Raw genomic sequence first — 18897 nt, 5'->3', positions numbered from 1 at the left:
GGTCCAGCCTTATCTCTGCTTTTCAATTGCCGTCGTCCGCGCCAAAGTAGCGACAAGGGGGACCTTGTCCAATGGAATGGCTTACGGAAAACAAGATACCGGTCGGAAATGCGGCAGCGTCGGTCTTCGACTGGCTGCAAATCAACGGTGCGGTCTTTTTCGATGCGTTGTCAGACCTGCTGGAGGCGATGATCGATGCCATCCTGTGGGTGCTGCAAACGCCGAACCCAATTGTCATCATCCTGCTTTTTGTCGGCATAACCTATGCTCTCCAAAGGAGCTGGAAACCTGCCCTTCTGACTTTCCTCGGATTCCTTTTCATCCTCAATCAGGGGTATTGGGAGGAAACCACCGAAAGCCTGACGCTTGTTCTGTCGGCCTGCGTCGTTTGCATGGGAGTCGGCGTGCCCATTGGCATCGCAATGGCGCATCGCCCCAATCTTTATGCCTGGGCGCGTCCCGTTCTTGACCTGATGCAAACCTTGCCGACGTTCGTCTATCTGATCCCCGCCATTGTGTTCTTCGGGATTGGCATGGTGCCGGGGCTTATCGCGACTGTGATCTTCGTCCTGCCCGCTCCGATCCGCTTGACACACCTAGGGGTGTCGACCACGCCAGCGCCCTTGCTGGAAGCGGCTCAGGCATTTGGGGCCACCCCGCGTCAGACGCTTTGGAAGGTCGAATTACCCTATGCCTTTCCGCAGATCATGGCTGGCCTGAACCAGACGATCATGCTGTCGCTGTCGATGGTCGTGATCGCGGCCCTTGTTGGGGCCGATGGACTTGGCGTGCCTGTCGTGCGGGCGCTCAATCAGGTGAACACATCGCTGGGGTTCGAAAGTGGGTTCATCATCGTGGTCGTCGCGATTGTGCTGGACCGTATGCTACGGGTGGAAAAATCATGAGCGCTGCCGTCACATTCGACAATGTTTCCATAGTGTTCGGAGGCGAACCTGAACAGGCGCTGCCACTCATGGACCAGGGTCTGGAACGCGCGGAAATCCAGACCCGCACGTCGCAAGTGCTTGGTGTCCACGATTGTTCGCTTCAGGTCGAGCCGGGCGAGATCCTGGTGTTGATGGGGCTGTCCGGGTCGGGGAAGTCGACGCTGCTTCGCGCGGTGAACGGTCTGAACCCGGTATGCCGCGGACGCGTGATTGTGGCAGACGGCGACTCGCAAGTCGATGTCACCAACGCCGATGCCGCGACCTTGCGGCATATGCGTTTGAACAAGATCGCCATGGTGTTTCAACAGTTTGGCCTCCTTCCCTGGCGCACGGTGCGTGACAATGTCGGGCTTGGACTTGAACTTGGCGGGATGAGCCCGAAAGCCCGGCGCGAAAAGGTGGATCAGCAACTGGAACTGGTCGGGCTGTCCGATTGGGCAGACCGCAAGGTCGGCGACCTTTCCGGCGGCATGCAGCAACGCGTCGGCCTTGCACGCGCCTTCGTGACGGACGCGCCGATTCTGTTGATGGACGAACCATTTTCCGCGCTTGATCCGCTTATCCGGACGCGCCTTCAGGATGAGCTTCTTGAGCTTCAGGAGCGTCTGAATCGGACGATCATTTTCGTCAGTCACGATCTGGATGAGGCCTTCAAACTGGGAGGTCGGATCGCAATAATGGAAGGCGGGCGCATTGTTCAATGGGGCACCCCGCGCGATATTTATTCAAATCCTTCAAATGAATACGTGGCGGACTTCGTAGCTCACATGAACCCTCTCGGCGTGCTTTGCGCCCGCGATGTCATGGAACCGATCACCAGCTCGGCCGAGGGCATGATAGATGCGGACGGCGAAATATCGGATGTGATCAAGTCGGTTCTCGAGGGCGGCGCGCCGGTTGTAGTGGTCGATGATCGCGCGCCGATTGGCCAAGTGTCGCGCAGCTCGGTTTTGAAGCGCATTCTTGGCGAAAACCCGGGCCATTAAGCGTTTCTCTTTTGGTGCAGGTATGGTGTAGTTGAGCCATTGCGCGGCAGAAGTCGCGCCTTGGTGACAAGCGGGACCGATGGCTGACCCAATCGAAAGCGAAAGCCGTAAGCTTCTTGGCAGGCTGCGCGAAGCGCTGGCTGAAAGCAGTGCCGGTCAGGCGCGCCTTGACCGGATCACGCAGCTTATTGCCTCTTCGATGCAGACCGAGGTGTGTTCGATCTATTTGTTTCGCGACGAAGAAACGCTTGAGCTTTGTGCCACCGAGGGCCTGAAGCCAGACGCCGTACACCAGACGCGCATGCGGCTTGGCGAAGGTCTGGTCGGGCGCGTCGCGCGCACCGGCAAGGTCATCAATACCGCCGATGCGCCTGCGACAAAGGGCTTCCGGTACATGCCCGAGACCGGCGAGGAGGTCTATTCGTCCTTCTGTGGCGTACCAATTCAGCGCCTTGGCGAGCGACTGGGAGTACTGGTCGTCCAGTCCAAGGAGGCGCGCGTCTTCTTCGAAGACGAAGTCTATGCGCTGGAAGTAGTTGCCATGGTTCTGGCCGAAATGACCGAGCTTGGCGCTTTTGTCGGGGAAGGCGAAGCGCTTCGGGCACGCCACACCCTGCCTGTGATGTTCCGCGGAAGCGTGGGCCAGGAAGGCGTCGCAGAGGGTTATGTCTGGCTTCATGAGCCACGGGTCGTCATTGCCAATCCGATCGCCGACGACCCCGAGATCGAAACCAAACGGCTGCGTGAAGCCGTCGACAAATTGCGCATGTCTGTGGACGATATGCTGAGTTCGGTCAGCAACGAAACTGCGGATAAGGACCAGCGCGAAGTTATGGAAGCCTACCGGATGTTCGCCAATTCCCGCAGCTGGCTGCGGCGGATGGAGGAAGACATCGCCGCCGGGCTTTCTGCCGAAGCTGCTGTAGAAAAAGAACAATCCGCCGCGCGCACCCGCATGAGTCAGGTGCCTGACGCCTATCTGCGCGAGCGTCTGCACGATCTTGACGATCTGTCAAACCGGCTTTTGCGTATCCTCACAGGGCAAGGCAGGGACACTGGCGCCGCCTTACCGGACAAGGCTATTCTGGTGGCGCGCAATATCGGGCCGGCCGAACTTTTGGATTATGGTCGCGAACGGTTGCAGGGCATCGTGCTGGAGCAAGGCTCGGTTGGCAGTCATGCCGCGATCGTAGCGCGGGCATGGGCCATTCCGTTGATCATCCATGCGGCCAAGGTCGCGACCGAGGCGCTGAACGGCGATCACGTCATGGTGGACGGTGATCAGGGGCTTGTGCATCTAAGGCCCGACGACACGGTGGTGGCGGCCTTCCGCGACAAGATTGCGATGCAGGCCAAGGCACAGGAACGGTACTCGGGGCTCAAGTCCCTGCCAGCGCAGACAAAATGCGGTGCGGTTGTCGCGCTTCATATGAACGCCGGATTGATTGCCGATCTGCCGTCGCTGGAAAATTCGGGCGCCGAAGGGGTCGGGCTTTTCCGCACGGAATTGCAGTTTCTCATCCGTTCGAAAGTGCCACGGCGCGGAGAATTGGCGGCGATTTATACGCGCGTTCTGGATGCGGCCAAGGGGAAGCCCGTGGTGTTTCGCACGCTTGATATCGGTTCGGACAAGGTGCTTCCCTACATGAAGCGCGAGGACGAACCGAACCCAGCACTTGGGTGGCGCGCGATCCGGGTGGGCCTTGATAAACCGGGCGTCATGCGGATGCAGTTGCAGGCCCTGATCCGGGCGACCAAAGGACGTCCGTTGACAGTGATGTTCCCGTTTGTCGCGCAGTTCGACGAGTTCAAACAGGCGCGCGAGCATGTCTTCAGCGAATTGGAGCGCGAAAAGAAACTGGGGCATGTGTTGCCGGAGACGGTGCGGGTCGGGGCCATGTTGGAGACACCAAGCCTTGCGTTCGCGCCGCGGCAATTCTTTGAAATGGCTGATTTTATTTCAATCGGCGGGAATGATCTGAAACAGTTCTTCTTTGCCGCGGATCGCGAGAACGAACGGGTGCGTCGACGCTATGATACGCTGAACGTCAGCTATCTGACTTTCATCGAAAAAATCGTCGAACGCTGCGCCGAAACAAGCACGCCGGTCAGTTTCTGCGGCGAAGACGCGGGCCGGCCGATCGAAGCCTTGTGCTTTGCGGCGATGGGTCTGCGCGCATTGTCCATGCGCCCGGCATCCATCGGGCCGGTCAAGCATCTGTTGCGACGGGTCGACCTGACCGAGGCAAAAAAGATGATCGACGCCTCTCGGGAGTCCGGGGTGCAATCGGTGCGCGGCGACGTGATGGAATGGCTTCGCACCAAGGTGGACCGCGCCTAGATGCGCGCGTGACGCGTCCAGAAACGCATCTGAAGCAACACGCCGGCAACCGCCAGGCCGACAGAGAGACCGAGCCAGATGCCGACCCCATCCAGACCCAGAGTGAATCCAAGGACATAGCTACACGGGACGCCAACAACCCAATAGCTGAAGGCGGCCATGATCATAGGAACGCGCGTGTCCTGCACGCCGCGTAGCATCCCAAGCGCCATGACCTGCCCCGCGTCGACGGCTTGGAAAAGCGCGGCCAATGCCAACAAGACCGTCCCTACAGCAAGGATTTCTAGGCGGTCTGGGTCGCTGGGGTCAATGAAGGCGCCGATCAAGGTTTCGGGCAGAAGCAGGAAAACGGCCATGGTGACGCCGACGGCAATGGCCGACATCACCAGTGCCGCCTGGCACGCAAGGCGCAGTGTTACCGCATCAGAGCGTCCCCAGGCGCGCCCTGCCCGCACCGTGACGGCCTGACTGAGGCCGAGGTGGATCATGAAGGTGATCGACGCAATCTGAAGTGCGATCCCGTGGGCGGCAAGCGCGATGGTCCCGATCCAACCCATCATGATCGAGGTGATGGCGAAGAGACCGACCTCGGACAAAAGCGTTATCCCGATCGGCCAGCCAAGGTGAAAGACACGGGACATGGCCTCCCAATCGGGGCGCCGGAAGTTTTTGAAAAGCGTGTATTGTGGCGTCTTTTTAAGGGCATAGACCACGAGGATGCACAAGCCGAACAGGTGACCGATTACCGAGGCTATGGCCGCTCCTATGACACCGAGTTCGGGTGCGCCCCAGTTGCCGAAGATCAGGGCATAGTTGACGAAGATGTTCAGGACGAAGGTCGCAAGCGTGGCAATCAGTACGATGCGGGTCAGTTCAAGCGCGGACAGATAGCTGCGCATGACCATGACAATGAGGGCTGGCAGGATGCCGACGCCTGCGTAGGCCATATACTGACCGCCCAGAATACTGATGTCTTCGTCCTGTCCGATCGCCAGAAGAAATGGCTCGAAGAAAAGACAAAGCGGAATGACCGCAAGGCCATATGCAATGGACAACCAAAGGCCCATCCGCGTGACGCGCCGCACCTGACGGTCGTCTTCCGTGCCTGCCGCACTGGCGACCATTGGCATGACACCAATCGCAAAGCCTGCCCCGACGATGAAAATCGTGAAATAGATCGGGCTGACCAGCGAAATCGCCGCAAGGGCGACGACATCATACCACCCAAGCATCAGAACATCGGTGGTCTGAATCGCAATCTGCGCAAGCTGACTGCCGACCAAGGGCAATCCAAGCGTCCATAAAGCACGTGCCTGTCCACCAAACGTTGGGTTTGGTGCGTCTGGTTTCGATGTTTCCGACATGCCTGCGGCTATACGCGCTGGCCGCCTTTCCAGCAAATCTAATTTTTCGCAGATAATCGACTGGTTTTTGTGGGCCTTCCGGGCATAGTGACACAAACAGGTAAACGGTAGGTAAATGACGGACAAAATTTCCATACCGAGAGCGCGGCACGGCGGCACCGCGCTTGTAGAGGCCTTGGTCCAGCAAGGCGTCGAACGGGTCTTCTGCGTGCCAGGAGAGAGCTTTTTGGCGGCTCTGGACGGGCTTTACGACAGCGATATCGACGTGATCGTAAATCGGCAGGAAGGCGGCTCGGCGATGATGGCCGAAGCCGATGGAAAACTGACCGGACGGCCCGGCGTAGCCTTTGTGACAAGAGGTCCGGGGGCGACGAATGCTGCGGCGGGAGTGCATATCGCATTCCAGGATTCAACACCGATGGTGCTGTTTGTTGGCCAGGTCGCGAGCGATCAGAGGGACCGCGAGGCCTTTCAGGAGGTCGATTATCGCGCCATGTTCGGGCCTTTGGCCAAGTGGGTGGCGGAAATTGACCGAACCGACCGGATCCCCGAATACGTGAGCCGCGCCTTTCACACCGCGATGTCGGGACGTCCCGGCCCAGTGGTTCTGGCCTTGCCCGAGGACGTGCTGTCGGCACCCTGCGAGGCGGTCGCTCTGCCGCGTGCCGAATCTGCCGGACAAGGGGCTTCGGCATCAGATATAGAACGTATTATCAAAGATATGCGCGCGGCTTCTCAACCATTTCTGATGGTCGGCGGCGGTGGCTGGGACGGTGAAGCACGTCAGTCTTTGGGCGAATTTGCCGAGGCCATGCAAGTGCCTGTCGGAACATCATTCAGATGCCAGGATTACATCGACAACAGGCATCCGAATTACGCTGGCGATGTCGGAATTGCGATAAATCCAGCACTGTCGGCGCGCATTCGGGAAGCGGACCATCTGTTTGTTTTCGGCGCGCGATTAGGTGAGATTACGACAGGAGGTTACTCGCTGATAGATGCGCCGATGCCGTCGCAAAGGCTGACACACGTCCATAGTGACCCGAATGAACTTGGGCGTGTGTATTGGCCAACACATGGTGTCGCAGCGCGTCCTTCTATTATGATCAAACAGTTACGCACCGAAGCTCATGTATTTTCGAACACGGAACGCGCGGCGGATGTGGACTCCATGCGCAACGCTTTTTCCAAATGGAAACAGCCAGTTACGACACCCGGACCGGTTCAGATGGAAACCGTCGTGCGGTCTCTTAACGAAATTCTGGACGAGCGTGCGATTATCACCAATGGCGCTGGAAATTATGCCGGTTGGGTGCACAGGTACTATATGTTCCGCGGTTGGCGGACACAGTTGGCGCCGACGTCCGGGTCAATGGGATATGGGCTTCCGGCCGCAGTTGCGGCGAAGTTGAGGCACCCGGATCGCGACGTTGTTTGCTTTGCGGGGGACGGTTGCTTTCAGATGATCTCGCAGGAGTTCGGGACCGCGTGCCAGTACCAGGCGAATGTCATTATCCTTATTCATAACAATGGGATATACGGCACAATTCGCATGCATCAGGAGAGAACCTATCCGGGGCGAGTGTCGGGAACAACGATGGTGAACCCCGACTTCGCAGCACTGGCCCGGAGCTATGGCGCCTTTGGCGCGACAGTGGAAAAGACCGAGGATTTCGAGGCGGCTTTCGCTGCCGCAAGAGCCTCGGGGACGCCTGCGATCCTCGACTTAAGAGTGTCTTCAGAAGCGTTAACGACGACTGCGCGGCTAACGCCCTAAAACGTGTAATCTGGCACGTCGGTATGACGTCGGTGTAACGTCGGTATTGCGTCGGTGCGCCCGTTCGGGGGACTTACGACTCGTTTACGAAAGAAGGAGAGCAGTTTGGCTCAGGAATGGTGGCGCGGCGCGGTGGTCTATCAGATTTATCCGCGGTCCTTTCAGGACGACAACGGCGACGGGGTTGGGGACTTGAAGGGCATCACCCGACGGCTGAACCATGTGGCCGAACTGGGCGCGGATGCGATCTGGCTTAGCCCGATCTTTACCTCTCCGATGGCGGATATGGGATACGACGTTTCAAACTATACAGACATTGATCCGCTGTTCGGCACGCTGGAGGATTTCGACGCGTTGATCGCGCGGGCGCATGAACTGGGGCTGAAGGTGATCCTGGATCAGGTGATTTCACATTCGTCCATCAAGCATCCGTTCTTCGAGATCAGCCGGGCTTCGCGCGACAATGAGAAGGCGGATTGGTACGTCTGGGCGGATCCTTCGCCGGACGGAACCGCGCCGACGAACTGGCTGTCGCATTTTGGCGGACCCGCATGGACGTATGAGCCGCGGCGCGGGCAGTACTACATGCACAATTTCCTGTCTGATCAGCCAGACTTCAACATGCATAACGCGGACGTTCAGGACTATCTGATCGAGACAAAACGGTTCTGGCTGGAACGCGGTGTGGACGGGTTTCGCCTTGATACGGTGAACTATTATTTCCACGATATTGAGTTGCGAAATAACCCCCCTCGCCCCGCCGGAAGCAACGCCTTGGGCGATGATACATATGAGATGCAGGAGCACGTTTACGACAAGACCAGGCCTGAAAACATTGCGTTTTTGCAGCGATTGCGGGCGTTAACGGATCAGTATGGTGATCGGGCTATGGTCGGGGAAGTGGGCGAATCGCAGCGCTCGATGCAGGTGATGGCGGAATACACGCGCGGGTCGGATCGTTTGCAGATGGCGTATTCATTCGATCTTTTGGGGCCGAAGTTTTCGGCGGAGCATTTCCGCACGACGCAGGAGGCGTTTTTTGAGGCAGCACCGGATGGTTGGCCGAAGTGGTCGTTTTCGAACCACGATGTGGAACGGCACGTCACGCGTTGGGCAGCGCATGGGGTGGATACGGACAGCCTGGCGAAGCTGGCGATCGGCATTCTGGCGGCGTTTGAAGGAACGATTGGCATTTATCAGGGCGAAGAGCTGGGTCTTGAGCAGACAGAGATGGAATACCATGAGCTGACCGATCCACCGGGATTGCGGTTCTGGCCGGAGGTGAAGGGGCGAGATGGGTGCCGCACGCCAATGGTCTGGGACACACAGGCCGAGCACGGAGGCTTTACGGAGGCGACGCCTTGGTTGCCAGTGAAGGCACCGCAATGGGCGCGTGCTGTATCGGGTCAGGGCGAGGGCTCGGTCTTGGAGCACTACCGCCGGATTCTGGCCTATCGGCGGAGATCGGACGTATTGCGGCGCGGGCGGACGGCGTTTCTGGACGTGGGCGAACCGGTACTGGCGTTTCGGCGGGTGTTGGACGATCAGGCGTTAACCTGTGTGTTCAATCTGTCGCCCGAAGCGCGCGAGGTTGAGGTGACCGGGGACGCGACGGTCGGTTTGTCGACAAGTGGTGACCTGAACAATGGCCGCGTGACCCTGCAAGGAAACGGGTTTGTCTACCTTGAGGGCCACACAGATGATCTGGCAGTTGTCTCGGTGCCTTAGCCAAGGACGGAGAAGCTCGATTCCTCGTTGATCGGGCGTTTGCGAGAGTAAAAGCCGACGTTAATGTCCTTGCCGGTGTAGGGCAGCGTGAAGGTCAGCGGGTCGGAGTCGTGATCGTTTCCGGCCTCGCAGTAGGTCACCAGCGCGGCCATCATCTTGGCGGCGATGGGGGCGTTCTTGTATTGGTTCCCGCTGGTTCCACAGGCCATGTAGTAGCCGGCCACACTCGTCTTGTCGTAGATCGGGATCCAGTCGGTCGAGGCATCATAGAGATCGACAACGCCGCGCATTTTGGACGGGATGCCAAGGCTTGGCACGCGCTGACCATAGCGCAATGCCTGAGTCGTCCACTGGTCCGTGAAGTCGCGGTCATAATCGGTGTCATTCTCGGTCCAGTGATGGGGATCACATTCGGGGTCTTCCGAGCCGACGAGGATGTTGTTGCCCTGCTCTGGCCGACAATAAAGCGCGATATCACTGTCTGATACGATGGTGCCGTTTTCCTCGAAGTTGAAACCTTCAGGTGATGGAACGTGGACAACTTCCTGTCGCAAGGGGCGGGTCTTGATCGTCATTTCGTCCGTGACGCCGGCCATTTCGTTGATGATGGCGCTGCCGGGACCTGCGACGTTGATGACGATTGGCGCGTGGATTTCCCCGCCGTCGGCGAGTTTCACGCCTTGGACGCGGCCATTTTCCTGCAGAATTTCAACCACTTCGACGCCCATGCGGAAGTCTGCGCCGTGCAGGCGAGCAGCTGCTGCGAGGTTTTGTGATGAAAGGGCCGGGTCGGTAACATATCCGGCGCGCGGCCAGTAGACGCCACCTCGGATGTGGTCGCCGTTTGGTTCGCCAAAGCCCGGTTGGTCCTGACGTTTGGGGGGGGTGTAGCTTTGCAGTTCGTAGACCGGCAGGCGGTCGGTGATCTGGTCGGGTCCCCATTCCTCGAACGGACAGTCGAGCGCGGCGGAGTTTTCCATGTGTTTGACGAGGTAGTCGTTGCCAGCGGTCTTCATCACGAGGCAGCCGCATTCCTTGAACTGGGCCAGTTCTTCGCCAACAGGCAGGCCGAGATAGTCGGCCCAGTCACGCCAGTAATGATAGCCCTCCCACGCGAAGGCAGTCCCGTCGAATGTGGAATAGTGCATCCGGATGATCGCGCAGGACCCGGCGGTCGAGCCGTGGCCGATTTGGGTGTTGCGGTCGAGCGAGAGCGTCTTGTAGCCGGCTTTCGCCATCTCGAAGGCGGTCGCGGTGCCAATCACGCCGGTGCCGATGATGATTGCGTCGATGGGTTTGCTCATGGGGTGTCTCCGGTCTGAATGGCCTGACAATAGGCGCGGAAGTCGTCGATTTCGTGTTGTGGCGCGTGGCGGCCGGTGAAGCCGTAGAGGTAATGCGGCACCATTTTCATGCGGTGTTCAAGGGGTTCCTGCAGGTCGGCGTCGTTATAGCCGTTTTGCATGTAGTAAAGGATGCGCGCACGGGTGAGGGCTTCGATTTCAGGGTAGCCGTGGCGCTGGAACATGGCTTGGATGGCGGCAATGCGGGCGTCTTCGGACGCGTGAAGCACGGCGCGGACTGTGGCAGACCGGCGCGCCCAATCGCGAACGGCGAAATCAAAGGGGATCGAAAAAATCTGAGGATTTACAACGCAGTGAAAGACGAAAGTGACGGCCTGAGTGACGGATTGCGCAGGGGTGCCGGCCTTGGCAACGAGAGCGGCGGTGTTGGTTTGTTGCCAGTGATCGAGGAGCGCATCGAGCAGGTCCTGGCGGGATTTGAAATACCAGTAGAAGGATGAGCGCGACACGCCGAGGCGGTCACTCATGGGCAGGATCTTTACCTGCTCGATGCCGTCGGAAATGAGGATATCCTTTGCGACATTCAGCCAATCCTGACGCGTGACTTTGATGTTGCCAACGAGGGGTGCCTTGGACGGGTCATCACGGTGGAGGGGGATGGGTTGGGTCATCTGGCTCTCCCGTTCCGCGCCGCCTTTGGCGGCGTTGTTGGCAATGTGGTCATCGAAGGCGACTTTGCGATTGGCGTTGACTTGGGGGCCTTATTCCTCGTTCTGGATGTGAAGCCAGATGGCGGTGGCGCGGGTTGTGACGTCGATACTGCCATTTTTGGTCCTCGAGCCAAAGACCGACCAATTGGCGGCGAGGTATTGGCAAAACTCGGTCTGATTGCCCGATTTGGTTTGCTGGGCGGCGAAGAAGTGGCCGCTGGGGCAATTTCTGTAAGGGCGTCGGTGGCAGGTGTTTCTGCACGATGATCAGCAACCATCTGCAAGATCTCGATATCGGTAATCTGTTTTTCATAACTGACTGTTAGACCTTCTTCGAGCCTGACTGCGGCATGGATCGTGACCGTCGCCCCGGCCATGAGACAGTCCCAAGGGCCGAACGGGGTCTCGCCCGCCGCCTGCACGTCGGATGTGTCGGCCGCATATCCGGCTGCTGAGCGCCACGGCAGCTCGAAAAGCCGCGCCATTTGTCCGGCCGCCGGGGAGGTACTGAAATGCTCTGGTGTGCCAAAAGCAGGCGCGCCGGACTTCATATCGACGCTCGACGTGAAGGTGCCATAGGGCACCTGCGCGCCCGGACGGACCAGTTGCGTCAGAAGGATGCGAAAGTCAGACAGGATTTCAAAGGATTGATCCACTTGCGGGGTGCCGCATGAGAAAATGAGAGGAAGTTTGTCACAGAGTGTGAGCTGCACTTCCATCGTCATGTAGTGACGGGCGTTTGTTGGCACGTCTTGCGGTTCAATCGGCGGCAGGAGAATTTGCAGGACGTCGACGCGCTGGGTCAGTCGCGTGAGGTTCCGAAAATCGCTGGCGGTGCCGGGACGGCGACCGCGGGTCAGGTCTGTGGTGCGAGGTGCGCCTGCGCCGGGCTGGAAGACCATAGAGCCGGGTTCGAGGATGACATCTCGTGCCGGGACGGCACCATGGGCGCGGAACGGTTTCGGCGCGCTGGCAAGCGCCGCTTCGACCCTATCGCGACCGATGTAGATCATGGTGTCGTCTTTGAGGATCGCACCGCCGCGAGTGAAGTGATCGCGGTCATCAGGCAAGCGGACTCGCACACCGGTGATTTCAAGCACGTACAATGCGGCTTCGTGCATTGCGGGGATCCGGTCATCGCTGAAGGCGTTCATTGGCGGGAATGGGTACTTCAGGTTGCGACAGTTGACCTCGCGCGTGACCGCTGGCCGAGCCCCCCGGCCCCGGCTTTTTGGTCGCTCACATGGTGTGGGATCGCTCATCCGCGCATTGCTTGGCCAGTTGGGTCGTAGGGCGACGAAGCGATGACTTTGGCGGCGCGCTCCTTGCCGACAACATGGACTTTGAGGGGCGTTCCCTCGGCGGTCTGGTCGACATTCACCAAGGCCATGGCGATTGACTTGTTCACTGTGTGGCCATAGCCGCCGGAGGTAACGAAGCCGACCAATTCGTCGCCGGACCAGACGGGTTCGTACCCGCTGGCGTCGGCGTCGTAAGCATCAATTTCGAGTGTCACCAGGCATTTTGCGGGCCAGCCGCCATCGCGTTCGGCCAACGCTGCTTCACGACCGATGAAGTCACCCTTATCCCAGGCGATCCAGCGGTCCATGCCGGTCATGCCGGGGGTACGGTCCTGAGTGAATTCGGCGGACCAGATGCCAAAGGATTTTTCAAGCCGCAGGGAAAGCATGGCGTTGAATCCATATTCCTGCATACCGAATTCTGCTCCTGCTTCCAACAGGATGCGGCGGAGTTTGACGTGGTCCCCCATGCGGCAGTTTATCTCAAAACCCAGTTCCCCGGCGACGGACATGCGGGCTATGCGGGCCGAGACCAAGCCGACATCGGCTTTGGTGCAGCCCATAAAAGGGAGGGTAATCTCATCATTCACGAGTTTTTGCAGAACTTTGCGACTGTTTGGACCGGTGAGTCCGAAGCCGCAAAGTTCTTCACCGAGGTCGCGAATTTCGACTCCGTCTTCGAGATGGTCATTGAACCAGCGCATGTGCCAGCTTCGCAAATAGTATGAGCCCATGAGCCACCACGTGCCGTCGCCCCAATTGAGCAGGGTGAGGTCCCCTTTCAGGCGTCCCTCCGGTGACAGCATGACGGCGAGACGGGCGCGACCCGGTGTCGGGAGCTTGGTGGCGAGAAGTTTGTTCAGCCATTTTTCAGCATTTGGGCCGGAGATTTCGTAGCGGGAAAAACCCGTGATATCGACCATGCCAACGTTCTCGCGGGCGTTTCGGCACTCGGCCCCGACTATGTCGTGGGCGTTGGAACGTTTGAGAGTGAGGTTTTCTTCGAAGTCCGTTGCGGGCGCGAAATAGAGAGGGGTTTCAAGGTCCCATGACACACCCCAGCGGCACCCGGCTTGGGTCATGGCGTCATGCGCGGGGGCCATTTTGAGGGGGCGCCCTGCTGGGAGTTGCTCGTTCGGATAGGACATGACAAAGCGGCGGGAGTAGAACTGGCCTGTCGTTTCTTTGATGTACTGACGATTTTCTGCAAATTTCCCATATCGCGCGACGTCCATCGACCACACGTCGGCTTCGGGTTCGCCGTGGATCATCCATTCGGCCAGCGATTTGCCAACGCCTCCGCCTTGCAGGAAGCCCGCCATGACGGCGCAGGCGGACCAGTAGCCGCGTTTGCCGGGGACGGGCCCGACCAGGGGGTTGCCGTCGGGGGAGAAGGTGAAGGCGCCGTTGACCCAGTTCTTGATGCCGACGTCTTGGATCGCGGGGTAGCGTTCAAAGCCGAGGGTGAGTTCGTTTTCGATGCGGTCGAGTTGTTCCTGAAACAGTTCCTCGCCGTAGCCCCAAGGGGCGCCGTCCATGGCCCAGTGTTCGTGTTCAATCTCGTAGATGCCGACGAGGATGCCTTTTTGGTCCTGCCGCATGTAAGTGAAGCCTTCGAGGTCGACGGTCATGGGCATCTCGAAATCGGCGGCGGCCACTTCGGGGACGGTGTCGGTTATGAGGTAATGGTGTTTCAGGGGCGACACCGGAAGTTCGATGCCTGCCATCCGGCCGACCTGTTTTGCCCAGAGACCGGCGGCGTTAACCACGTGTTCGCAGGTGATCGTGCCTTTGTCGGTGACGACCTCCCACCCGTCGGCGGTTTGGGTGAGCCTTTCGACCTTGGTTTCCTCATAGTATTCCGCGCCGCGTTTTTTTGCTGCCGTTGCATAGGCTTGCACGGTGCCGGTAGTGTCGATGTAGCCTTCGCGGTCGGCCCACATCGCGCCCAGAACCCCGTCAGTCGACATAATGGGGCAGCGTTCCTGTGCCTGCTTCGGGGTCATCAATTCGCAATCGTCGATGCCGATAGACTGGAAGACGCGATAGTTGGCCTGTAACCATTCCCAGCGTTCGGGCGTGCCTGCAAGGGTCAGGCCGCCGGTCATATGGAGGCCAATGTTCTGGCCCGATTCTTTCTCGATCTCGGAAAGAAGGTCGATGGTATATGCCTGAAGCGCTGCCATGTTCGGGTCTGCGTTCAGGGCATGGATGCCGCCCGCAGCGTGCCAGCTTGAACCCGAAGCAAGGCGGCGTCTTTCAAGCATGACAACGTCGGTCCAACCGAATTTTGCGAGGTGATAAAGGACGGAACTTCCGACAACTCCGCCACCAATGACGACGACACGATACTGCGATTTCATGTGTGATCCCTCCCTTTGGGCGCTTTTGAAAGAAGCCTGCGGGAGTTTCGGGACGAAGACTAGACAATTATGTCCAATACTTGTCTTAAAACGACATTCCGGGCCGTGCGTTCAGGTCAGGCGAGCCAGGTTTGAACGGCGGCGGTGGTCTGAAACGGGCGTTCCAAAGTCGGCAGATGCCCCGCCTTTTCGATGGAGACGAGCCGACTGTGCGGCGCAAGGCGATGCATCAGGTGGTGGCGCTCGGGCGTACAGAGCCGGTCTTCCGCACCATACAGGATCAGCGTGTGCTCGGGAGCATGGGCGAGCGCACCTTGCAGATCCGCGCGATCCCTGAGCGCCAGGGACTGCGCTTCAAACACGTCCGGTCCGAGCGATTTCGCCATCGCCATGCAGAGATCGAGGATGGCAGGTTTCGACCGACTTTCAACGAGATAGGCGGGCTTCAACTCATCCCGCATAACAGATTCCAGATGGCCTGCGTGGACGTCTGCAATCTGTCGGGTGCGGATATCATAGTTTTGCGTCGCATCGGCCAGAGGGGTCGTGTCCATAAGCGCGAGGCGGGTGATCCGGTCAGGCGCCAGTCGGAGAATTTCGAGCGCGATGATACCGCCCATAGACAAGCCGCCCAGCGCGAATGTGCCGGGATTATCGTCGAGAACGCACCGCGCCATCTCGCCGAGGGTGCGCTCGGTTGGAATGGCGATGGTGATGTCGTGGTTCTTGTGCAGACCACGGACCTGCGGGTCGAACAGGCGTCCGTCGCACATGAATCCGGGGATCAGAACAAGAGGGGTCATGACGCGGCGTGAGCCCCTTTGGCGAGAGTTTCGAGCTTGGCCCAGGCGATTTCCGGGTCCACCGCGCCAAAGCCCGCGAAGGTGCCGAAGCCACAGTCCGAACCCGCGATCACGCGATCTGCACCGACAATTTCCACAAATCTTTCAACACGTTGCCGGACAAGGTCAGGGTGCTCGACAAAGTTTGTGGTGGTGTCGACAACGCCCGGAACGAGGATCTTGTCGTCTGGAATATCGGCTTTGCGGTCGCGAAAAACGGTCCATTCGTGACCGTGACGCGGGTTTGAGGTTTCAAAGAGCGTATAGCGCGCCTTGGCGGACATCAGCGTGTCGAACATTTTGGCCATGTCGATGTCGCAGACATGGGGCCCCTCATAATTGCCCCAGCAGATGTGGATACGAACCTTGTCCTGCGGCACATCCGAAAGCGCGTGATTGAGCGCCTCGACATGGCTGGCGGCGACCTTAACGAACTCATCATCCGACAATTCGGTAAACAACATATGACGAGACAGCGCGAGGTCGGGACAATCAAGTTGCAGATCAAGGCCCGAAGCGACAATGGTTTCGTATTCCGCCTTCATCGCGTCGGCGAGCGCGGCAAGATAGGCGTCACGGGTCTTGTAGTAATCGTTTTGCAAAAACAGGGAGATAACACCCGGAGAAGCGGCGTTCATAAAGCCGCGTTCGACGCCATGATGAGCCATTGCGGTTTTGAGATTAGCAATGTCTTTTTCCAGCTCGCCCTGCCCTTTGGACTTCACTTCGCCCACACACATGGGCCGCGCGTACTTGGGGGTGCCACCGTCATTTGCGAGGCGTTTTAAGAAACTTGGATACAGTTTCAGGTCGGCGGGAGCGTTTCGCGGGCTATCGCCGCCAAAGCCGGTGTAGCGATCCTTGACGTAGGTGGCATAAGAGATTTTCGAAGTCTCGCCGTCGCTGACAATGTCGATCCCGGCCTCTTTCTGCCGGCGCACCAGTATGTCGACGTGATCGGTCATGATCTTGTCGAAGGTATTGGTATCATAGGGTTCTTTGCGCTCGCGGGCGAAGATTTGGTCAACGACGTCCTGACTGCGTGGGAGACTTCCAACGTGGGTGGACAAGATGGTCATGGGCGGGGCTCCGTTCGGTTTTTGACATGTCGGTATCGCGTCGGCTTAACCTCGGTTTTGCGTCGGTGCGCGCATTCTCATGTTTAGGGTTTCGTTACGATTTTCGGTCAAAGTGACTTCCAAGGTGTGCAAGCCAGTTCTCGTGCGTGATCTTGGCGATCAGGGTTTGCCCGAACCCGGCGTCGGTCATCGCCTGAACCAGTTTGGGCAAATCAGCGGCCGTTTCGATGCCCTCCGGCAATGGCGCACCGTCGAAGTCGGACCCCAAGGCGACATGATCCTCGCCCGCGATCTCGACCATGTGGGCGAGGTGCTTGATACAGGCGTCCAGCGGCGCCTTGCCAGTTTTCCAGGCCTCGGCGGTCAGGAAGATGGTCCCGAAGTTCAGGCCAGCGATGCCGCCGGTTTCACCGATGGCGGCAAGCTGGTCATCGGTCAGGTTGCGCGTGGTGTTCAAAACCGCGCAAGCGTTGGAGTGCGTGGCCACAAGCGGGACGTCGGTCTCGGCCACATCCCAAAAACCTTTCATCGTCAGGTGAGAGGTATCGACCACGATGCCCAACTCTTTGCAGCGGGTCACAAGGCGTTTGCCGTCCTCGGTAAGACCAGCGCCGGTGTCGCCGTCGCGGCCGAGGCCAAAGGGCACACCATCGCCAAAAATGGTCGGACGGGACCACACGATCCCCAGCGACCTGAGGCCGAGGGCGTAAAGCGCGTCGAGCGCCAAAAGATCAGGACCGATGCAGTCCGCGCCTTCGAGGTGAAGAACGCAGGCGATCGGGTCGGCCATGAAGGCCTGCGCAAGTCCGGGCGCATTGGTGACGATCTCGATCTGGCCGGCGTCGTGCAGCGCCCGGGCGATGGCGGCCTGCCCTATGGCCGAAGTCAGTGCAACAGCTTCGTCCATAATGGGCGGCATAGGCATGTCGAAAATCGCCGGGTCGAAGCTGGAAAAGTCGAATACGCCGCGATTCATCGGCGAGTAAATGGCAAGGAACCCGGCTTTCATGCCACCCTTTGCGCAATTCGGAACATTCACGTGGCCGTTCGTCCCGGCGAACTCGGTGACAGGTTCGACCATGCCGCCCCAGAGACGCGAGAGCGCATCGTTATGCCCGTCAAAGACTAAGGTTTCCATGTGGGACCTGCCGGATCTTTGGTGGCACGAATGCGATATAGGCTGCTTTCGCCGGTCATTGAGGGTGCAAGTCGCAGATGGGCGCCCGGCTTTATCAGACAGGTGTCTCCGGGCGCGAGGGTATACGCATCGCCATCAACATCAGCGTGCCAGTGTCCGCGCACAGGCATCACCACTTCGTTGACTTCGACCTTGTAAGGCGCGTCCGGAATTGAACCGCGGGTGAGGAAATCGATCTCGAAGCCGGGCTTGTCGCGCAGCATCGCGTTTTCACCGATCACACGCGCCGGCTGCTTGTCGGCAAGCGCCATCATGTCCCAGTAGCGGGCCACATAATGCGGCACGACGTCCAGCGTCGTCGGTTCTGGAAAAGCGGCCAACTCCTGCTGGGTAAGGAGCGCCATCGGGCGCACACCTTCAGGCAATTTCTGGCCTTTCTTGGTGTCGTAAAGCTTACCTTTCTCCGACAGAACCAGACCATGTTCGGCCGCATCGGTGATTACTTGCGGCGCCCAGATGACCCCGCCGCCTGCATCGTCGCCTCCAAGGACCGCCATGATCATCCCGTAGTCGGTGCCGATATTCTCGAACCCCCGAAAGATACCTGTCGGGATGTTGAAGATATCACCTTCCTGCAACACGACCTCGCCCGCGTCCCCCCAACGGCCCCAGAAAAATCTCCAGCGGCCTTTGGCGACGAAAAACACCTCGGCCGTACGATGCGAATGCAGCGAGTTACGGCACTTTGGCGGTTGCCCTGCCGCCCCTATGTTGAAACCGATGGGGTCGGCTATGTGGACATACTGGTCAGGACTTTCCGAAACGCCCCCACCGATGATCGTAAAGTTTTCCTTTTGATCCGAGCCGGGCGTATGGGCGTCGATAAAAGCCGTTCTGCAGGGCTTTAGCTCGCCATAGCGGACGATTTGAGCCGTGGATGTCATCCGTTTCTTCCTTGTTTCATTACGATCACGCGACCTTCATCTTTCTTTTTGGCAAAAATATCCCGGGGGTGGA

General features: G+C 58.9%; 14 protein-coding genes. 5 read left to right on the top strand and 9 right to left on the bottom strand.

Translation table 11 applies throughout. The features are described from left to right. Positions 1-71 precede the first annotated feature (71 nt). The 3 genes from choW to ptsP all read left to right on the top strand — a co-directional run bounded on the left by choW (position 72) and on the right by ptsP (position 4274). Complete coding sequence (gene choW, locus BOA8489_RS07565) at positions 72-905, top strand: choline ABC transporter permease subunit (RefSeq protein WP_093973415.1); 834 nt, start codon at positions 72-74, stop codon at positions 903-905. Then, positions 902-1933: a choline ABC transporter ATP-binding protein gene (gene choV, locus BOA8489_RS07560; RefSeq protein WP_093973414.1), complete on the top strand. Its 1032-nt coding sequence runs from the start codon at positions 902-904 to the stop codon at positions 1931-1933. Before choW ends, choV begins: the two co-directional genes overlap by 4 nt. 79 nt (positions 1934-2012) lie before the next feature. Next, on the top strand, positions 2013-4274 hold the full coding sequence (ptsP, locus tag BOA8489_RS07555; protein ID WP_093973413.1) for a phosphoenolpyruvate--protein phosphotransferase: 2262 nt from the start codon (positions 2013-2015) through the stop codon (positions 4272-4274). Here the strand turns inward: ptsP and BOA8489_RS07550 are convergent. Beyond that, positions 4271-5638: an MATE family efflux transporter gene (locus BOA8489_RS07550; RefSeq protein WP_093973412.1), complete on the bottom strand. Its 1368-nt coding sequence runs from the start codon at positions 5636-5638 to the stop codon at positions 4271-4273. The two genes, ptsP and BOA8489_RS07550, sit on opposite strands and share 4 nt — an antisense overlap. Positions 5639-5753: 115 nt before the next feature. Here BOA8489_RS07550 and BOA8489_RS07545 point away from each other — a divergent pair, with 115 nt between their 5' ends. Beyond that, positions 5754-7415: a thiamine pyrophosphate-binding protein gene (locus BOA8489_RS07545; RefSeq protein WP_093973411.1), complete on the top strand. Its 1662-nt coding sequence runs from the start codon at positions 5754-5756 to the stop codon at positions 7413-7415. Positions 7416-7520: 105 nt separating this feature from the next. Further along, positions 7521-9143: an alpha-amylase family glycosyl hydrolase gene (locus BOA8489_RS07540; protein ID WP_245813725.1), complete on the top strand. Its 1623-nt coding sequence runs from the start codon at positions 7521-7523 to the stop codon at positions 9141-9143. Here the strand turns inward: BOA8489_RS07540 and BOA8489_RS07535 are convergent. The 8 genes from BOA8489_RS07535 to BOA8489_RS07500 form a co-directional block, all read right to left on the bottom strand. Continuing rightward, the gene (locus tag BOA8489_RS07535; protein WP_093973410.1) at positions 9140-10447 is read right to left on the bottom strand and encodes an NAD(P)/FAD-dependent oxidoreductase; all 1308 of its coding nucleotides are present in this window, start codon (positions 10445-10447) and stop codon (positions 9140-9142) included. The genes BOA8489_RS07540 and BOA8489_RS07535 overlap by 4 nt on opposite strands. After that, positions 10444-11118: a TetR/AcrR family transcriptional regulator gene (locus BOA8489_RS07530; protein ID WP_093973409.1), complete on the bottom strand. Its 675-nt coding sequence runs from the start codon at positions 11116-11118 to the stop codon at positions 10444-10446. Before BOA8489_RS07530 ends, BOA8489_RS07535 begins: the two co-directional genes overlap by 4 nt. Beyond that, a complete protein-coding gene (locus BOA8489_RS07525) occupies positions 11115-12419 on the bottom strand; it encodes a trimethylamine methyltransferase family protein (protein WP_442319936.1) in 1305 nt (434 codons plus the stop codon). Before BOA8489_RS07525 ends, BOA8489_RS07530 begins: the two co-directional genes overlap by 4 nt. Further along, a complete protein-coding gene (locus BOA8489_RS07520; RefSeq protein ID WP_093973408.1) occupies positions 12416-14821 on the bottom strand; it encodes a GcvT family protein in 2406 nt (801 codons plus the stop codon). Before BOA8489_RS07520 ends, BOA8489_RS07525 begins: the two co-directional genes overlap by 4 nt. Positions 14822-14937: 116 nt before the next feature. Beyond that, positions 14938-15624, bottom strand: coding sequence for an alpha/beta fold hydrolase (locus tag BOA8489_RS07515; protein WP_093973407.1), 687 nt, complete (start codon positions 15622-15624; stop codon positions 14938-14940). Continuing rightward, positions 15621-16742, bottom strand: coding sequence for a cobalamin-independent methionine synthase II family protein (locus BOA8489_RS07510; protein ID WP_093973406.1), 1122 nt, complete (start codon positions 16740-16742; stop codon positions 15621-15623). Before BOA8489_RS07510 ends, BOA8489_RS07515 begins: the two co-directional genes overlap by 4 nt. A 94-nt stretch (positions 16743-16836) precedes the next feature. Continuing rightward, entirely contained in the window at positions 16837-17880 is a 1044-nt protein-coding gene (locus BOA8489_RS07505; protein ID WP_093973405.1) for a dipeptidase, read from the bottom strand. Beyond that, complete coding sequence (locus BOA8489_RS07500; RefSeq protein ID WP_093973404.1) at positions 17868-18824, bottom strand: cupin domain-containing protein; 957 nt, start codon at positions 18822-18824, stop codon at positions 17868-17870. Before BOA8489_RS07500 ends, BOA8489_RS07505 begins: the two co-directional genes overlap by 13 nt. Positions 18825-18897: the final 73 nt, after the last annotated feature.

It is taken from the genome of Boseongicola aestuarii (assembly GCF_900184815.1).
Taxonomy (GTDB): domain Bacteria; phylum Pseudomonadota; class Alphaproteobacteria; order Rhodobacterales; family Rhodobacteraceae; genus Boseongicola; species Boseongicola aestuarii.
Note: the sequence above shows the minus strand (reverse complement) of the source record. Positions and strands in the feature narration are given on the sequence as shown.

Coding starts and splice junctions, on each gene's coding strand:
- choW (WP_093973415.1), top strand. CDS start 72: ATGGAATGGCTTACGGAAAACAAGATACCGGTCGGAAATGCGGCAGCG.
- choV (WP_093973414.1), top strand. CDS start 902: ATGAGCGCTGCCGTCACATTCGACAATGTTTCCATAGTGTTCGGAGGC.
- ptsP (WP_093973413.1), top strand. CDS start 2,013: ATGGCTGACCCAATCGAAAGCGAAAGCCGTAAGCTTCTTGGCAGGCTG.
- BOA8489_RS07550 (WP_093973412.1), bottom strand. CDS start 5,638: ATGTCGGAAACATCGAAACCAGACGCACCAAACCCAACGTTTGGTGGA.
- BOA8489_RS07545 (WP_093973411.1), top strand. CDS start 5,754: ATGACGGACAAAATTTCCATACCGAGAGCGCGGCACGGCGGCACCGCG.
- BOA8489_RS07535 (WP_093973410.1), bottom strand. CDS start 10,447: ATGAGCAAACCCATCGACGCAATCATCATCGGCACCGGCGTGATTGGC.
- BOA8489_RS07530 (WP_093973409.1), bottom strand. CDS start 11,118: ATGACCCAACCCATCCCCCTCCACCGTGATGACCCGTCCAAGGCACCC.
- BOA8489_RS07525 (WP_442319936.1), bottom strand. CDS start 12,419: ATGAGCGATCCCACACCATGTGAGCGACCAAAAAGCCGGGGCCGGGGG.
- BOA8489_RS07520 (WP_093973408.1), bottom strand. CDS start 14,821: ATGAAATCGCAGTATCGTGTCGTCGTCATTGGTGGCGGAGTTGTCGGA.
- BOA8489_RS07515 (WP_093973407.1), bottom strand. CDS start 15,624: ATGACCCCTCTTGTTCTGATCCCCGGATTCATGTGCGACGGACGCCTG.
- BOA8489_RS07510 (WP_093973406.1), bottom strand. CDS start 16,742: ATGACCATCTTGTCCACCCACGTTGGAAGTCTCCCACGCAGTCAGGAC.
- BOA8489_RS07505 (WP_093973405.1), bottom strand. CDS start 17,880: ATGGAAACCTTAGTCTTTGACGGGCATAACGATGCGCTCTCGCGTCTC.
- BOA8489_RS07500 (WP_093973404.1), bottom strand. CDS start 18,824: ATGACATCCACGGCTCAAATCGTCCGCTATGGCGAGCTAAAGCCCTGC.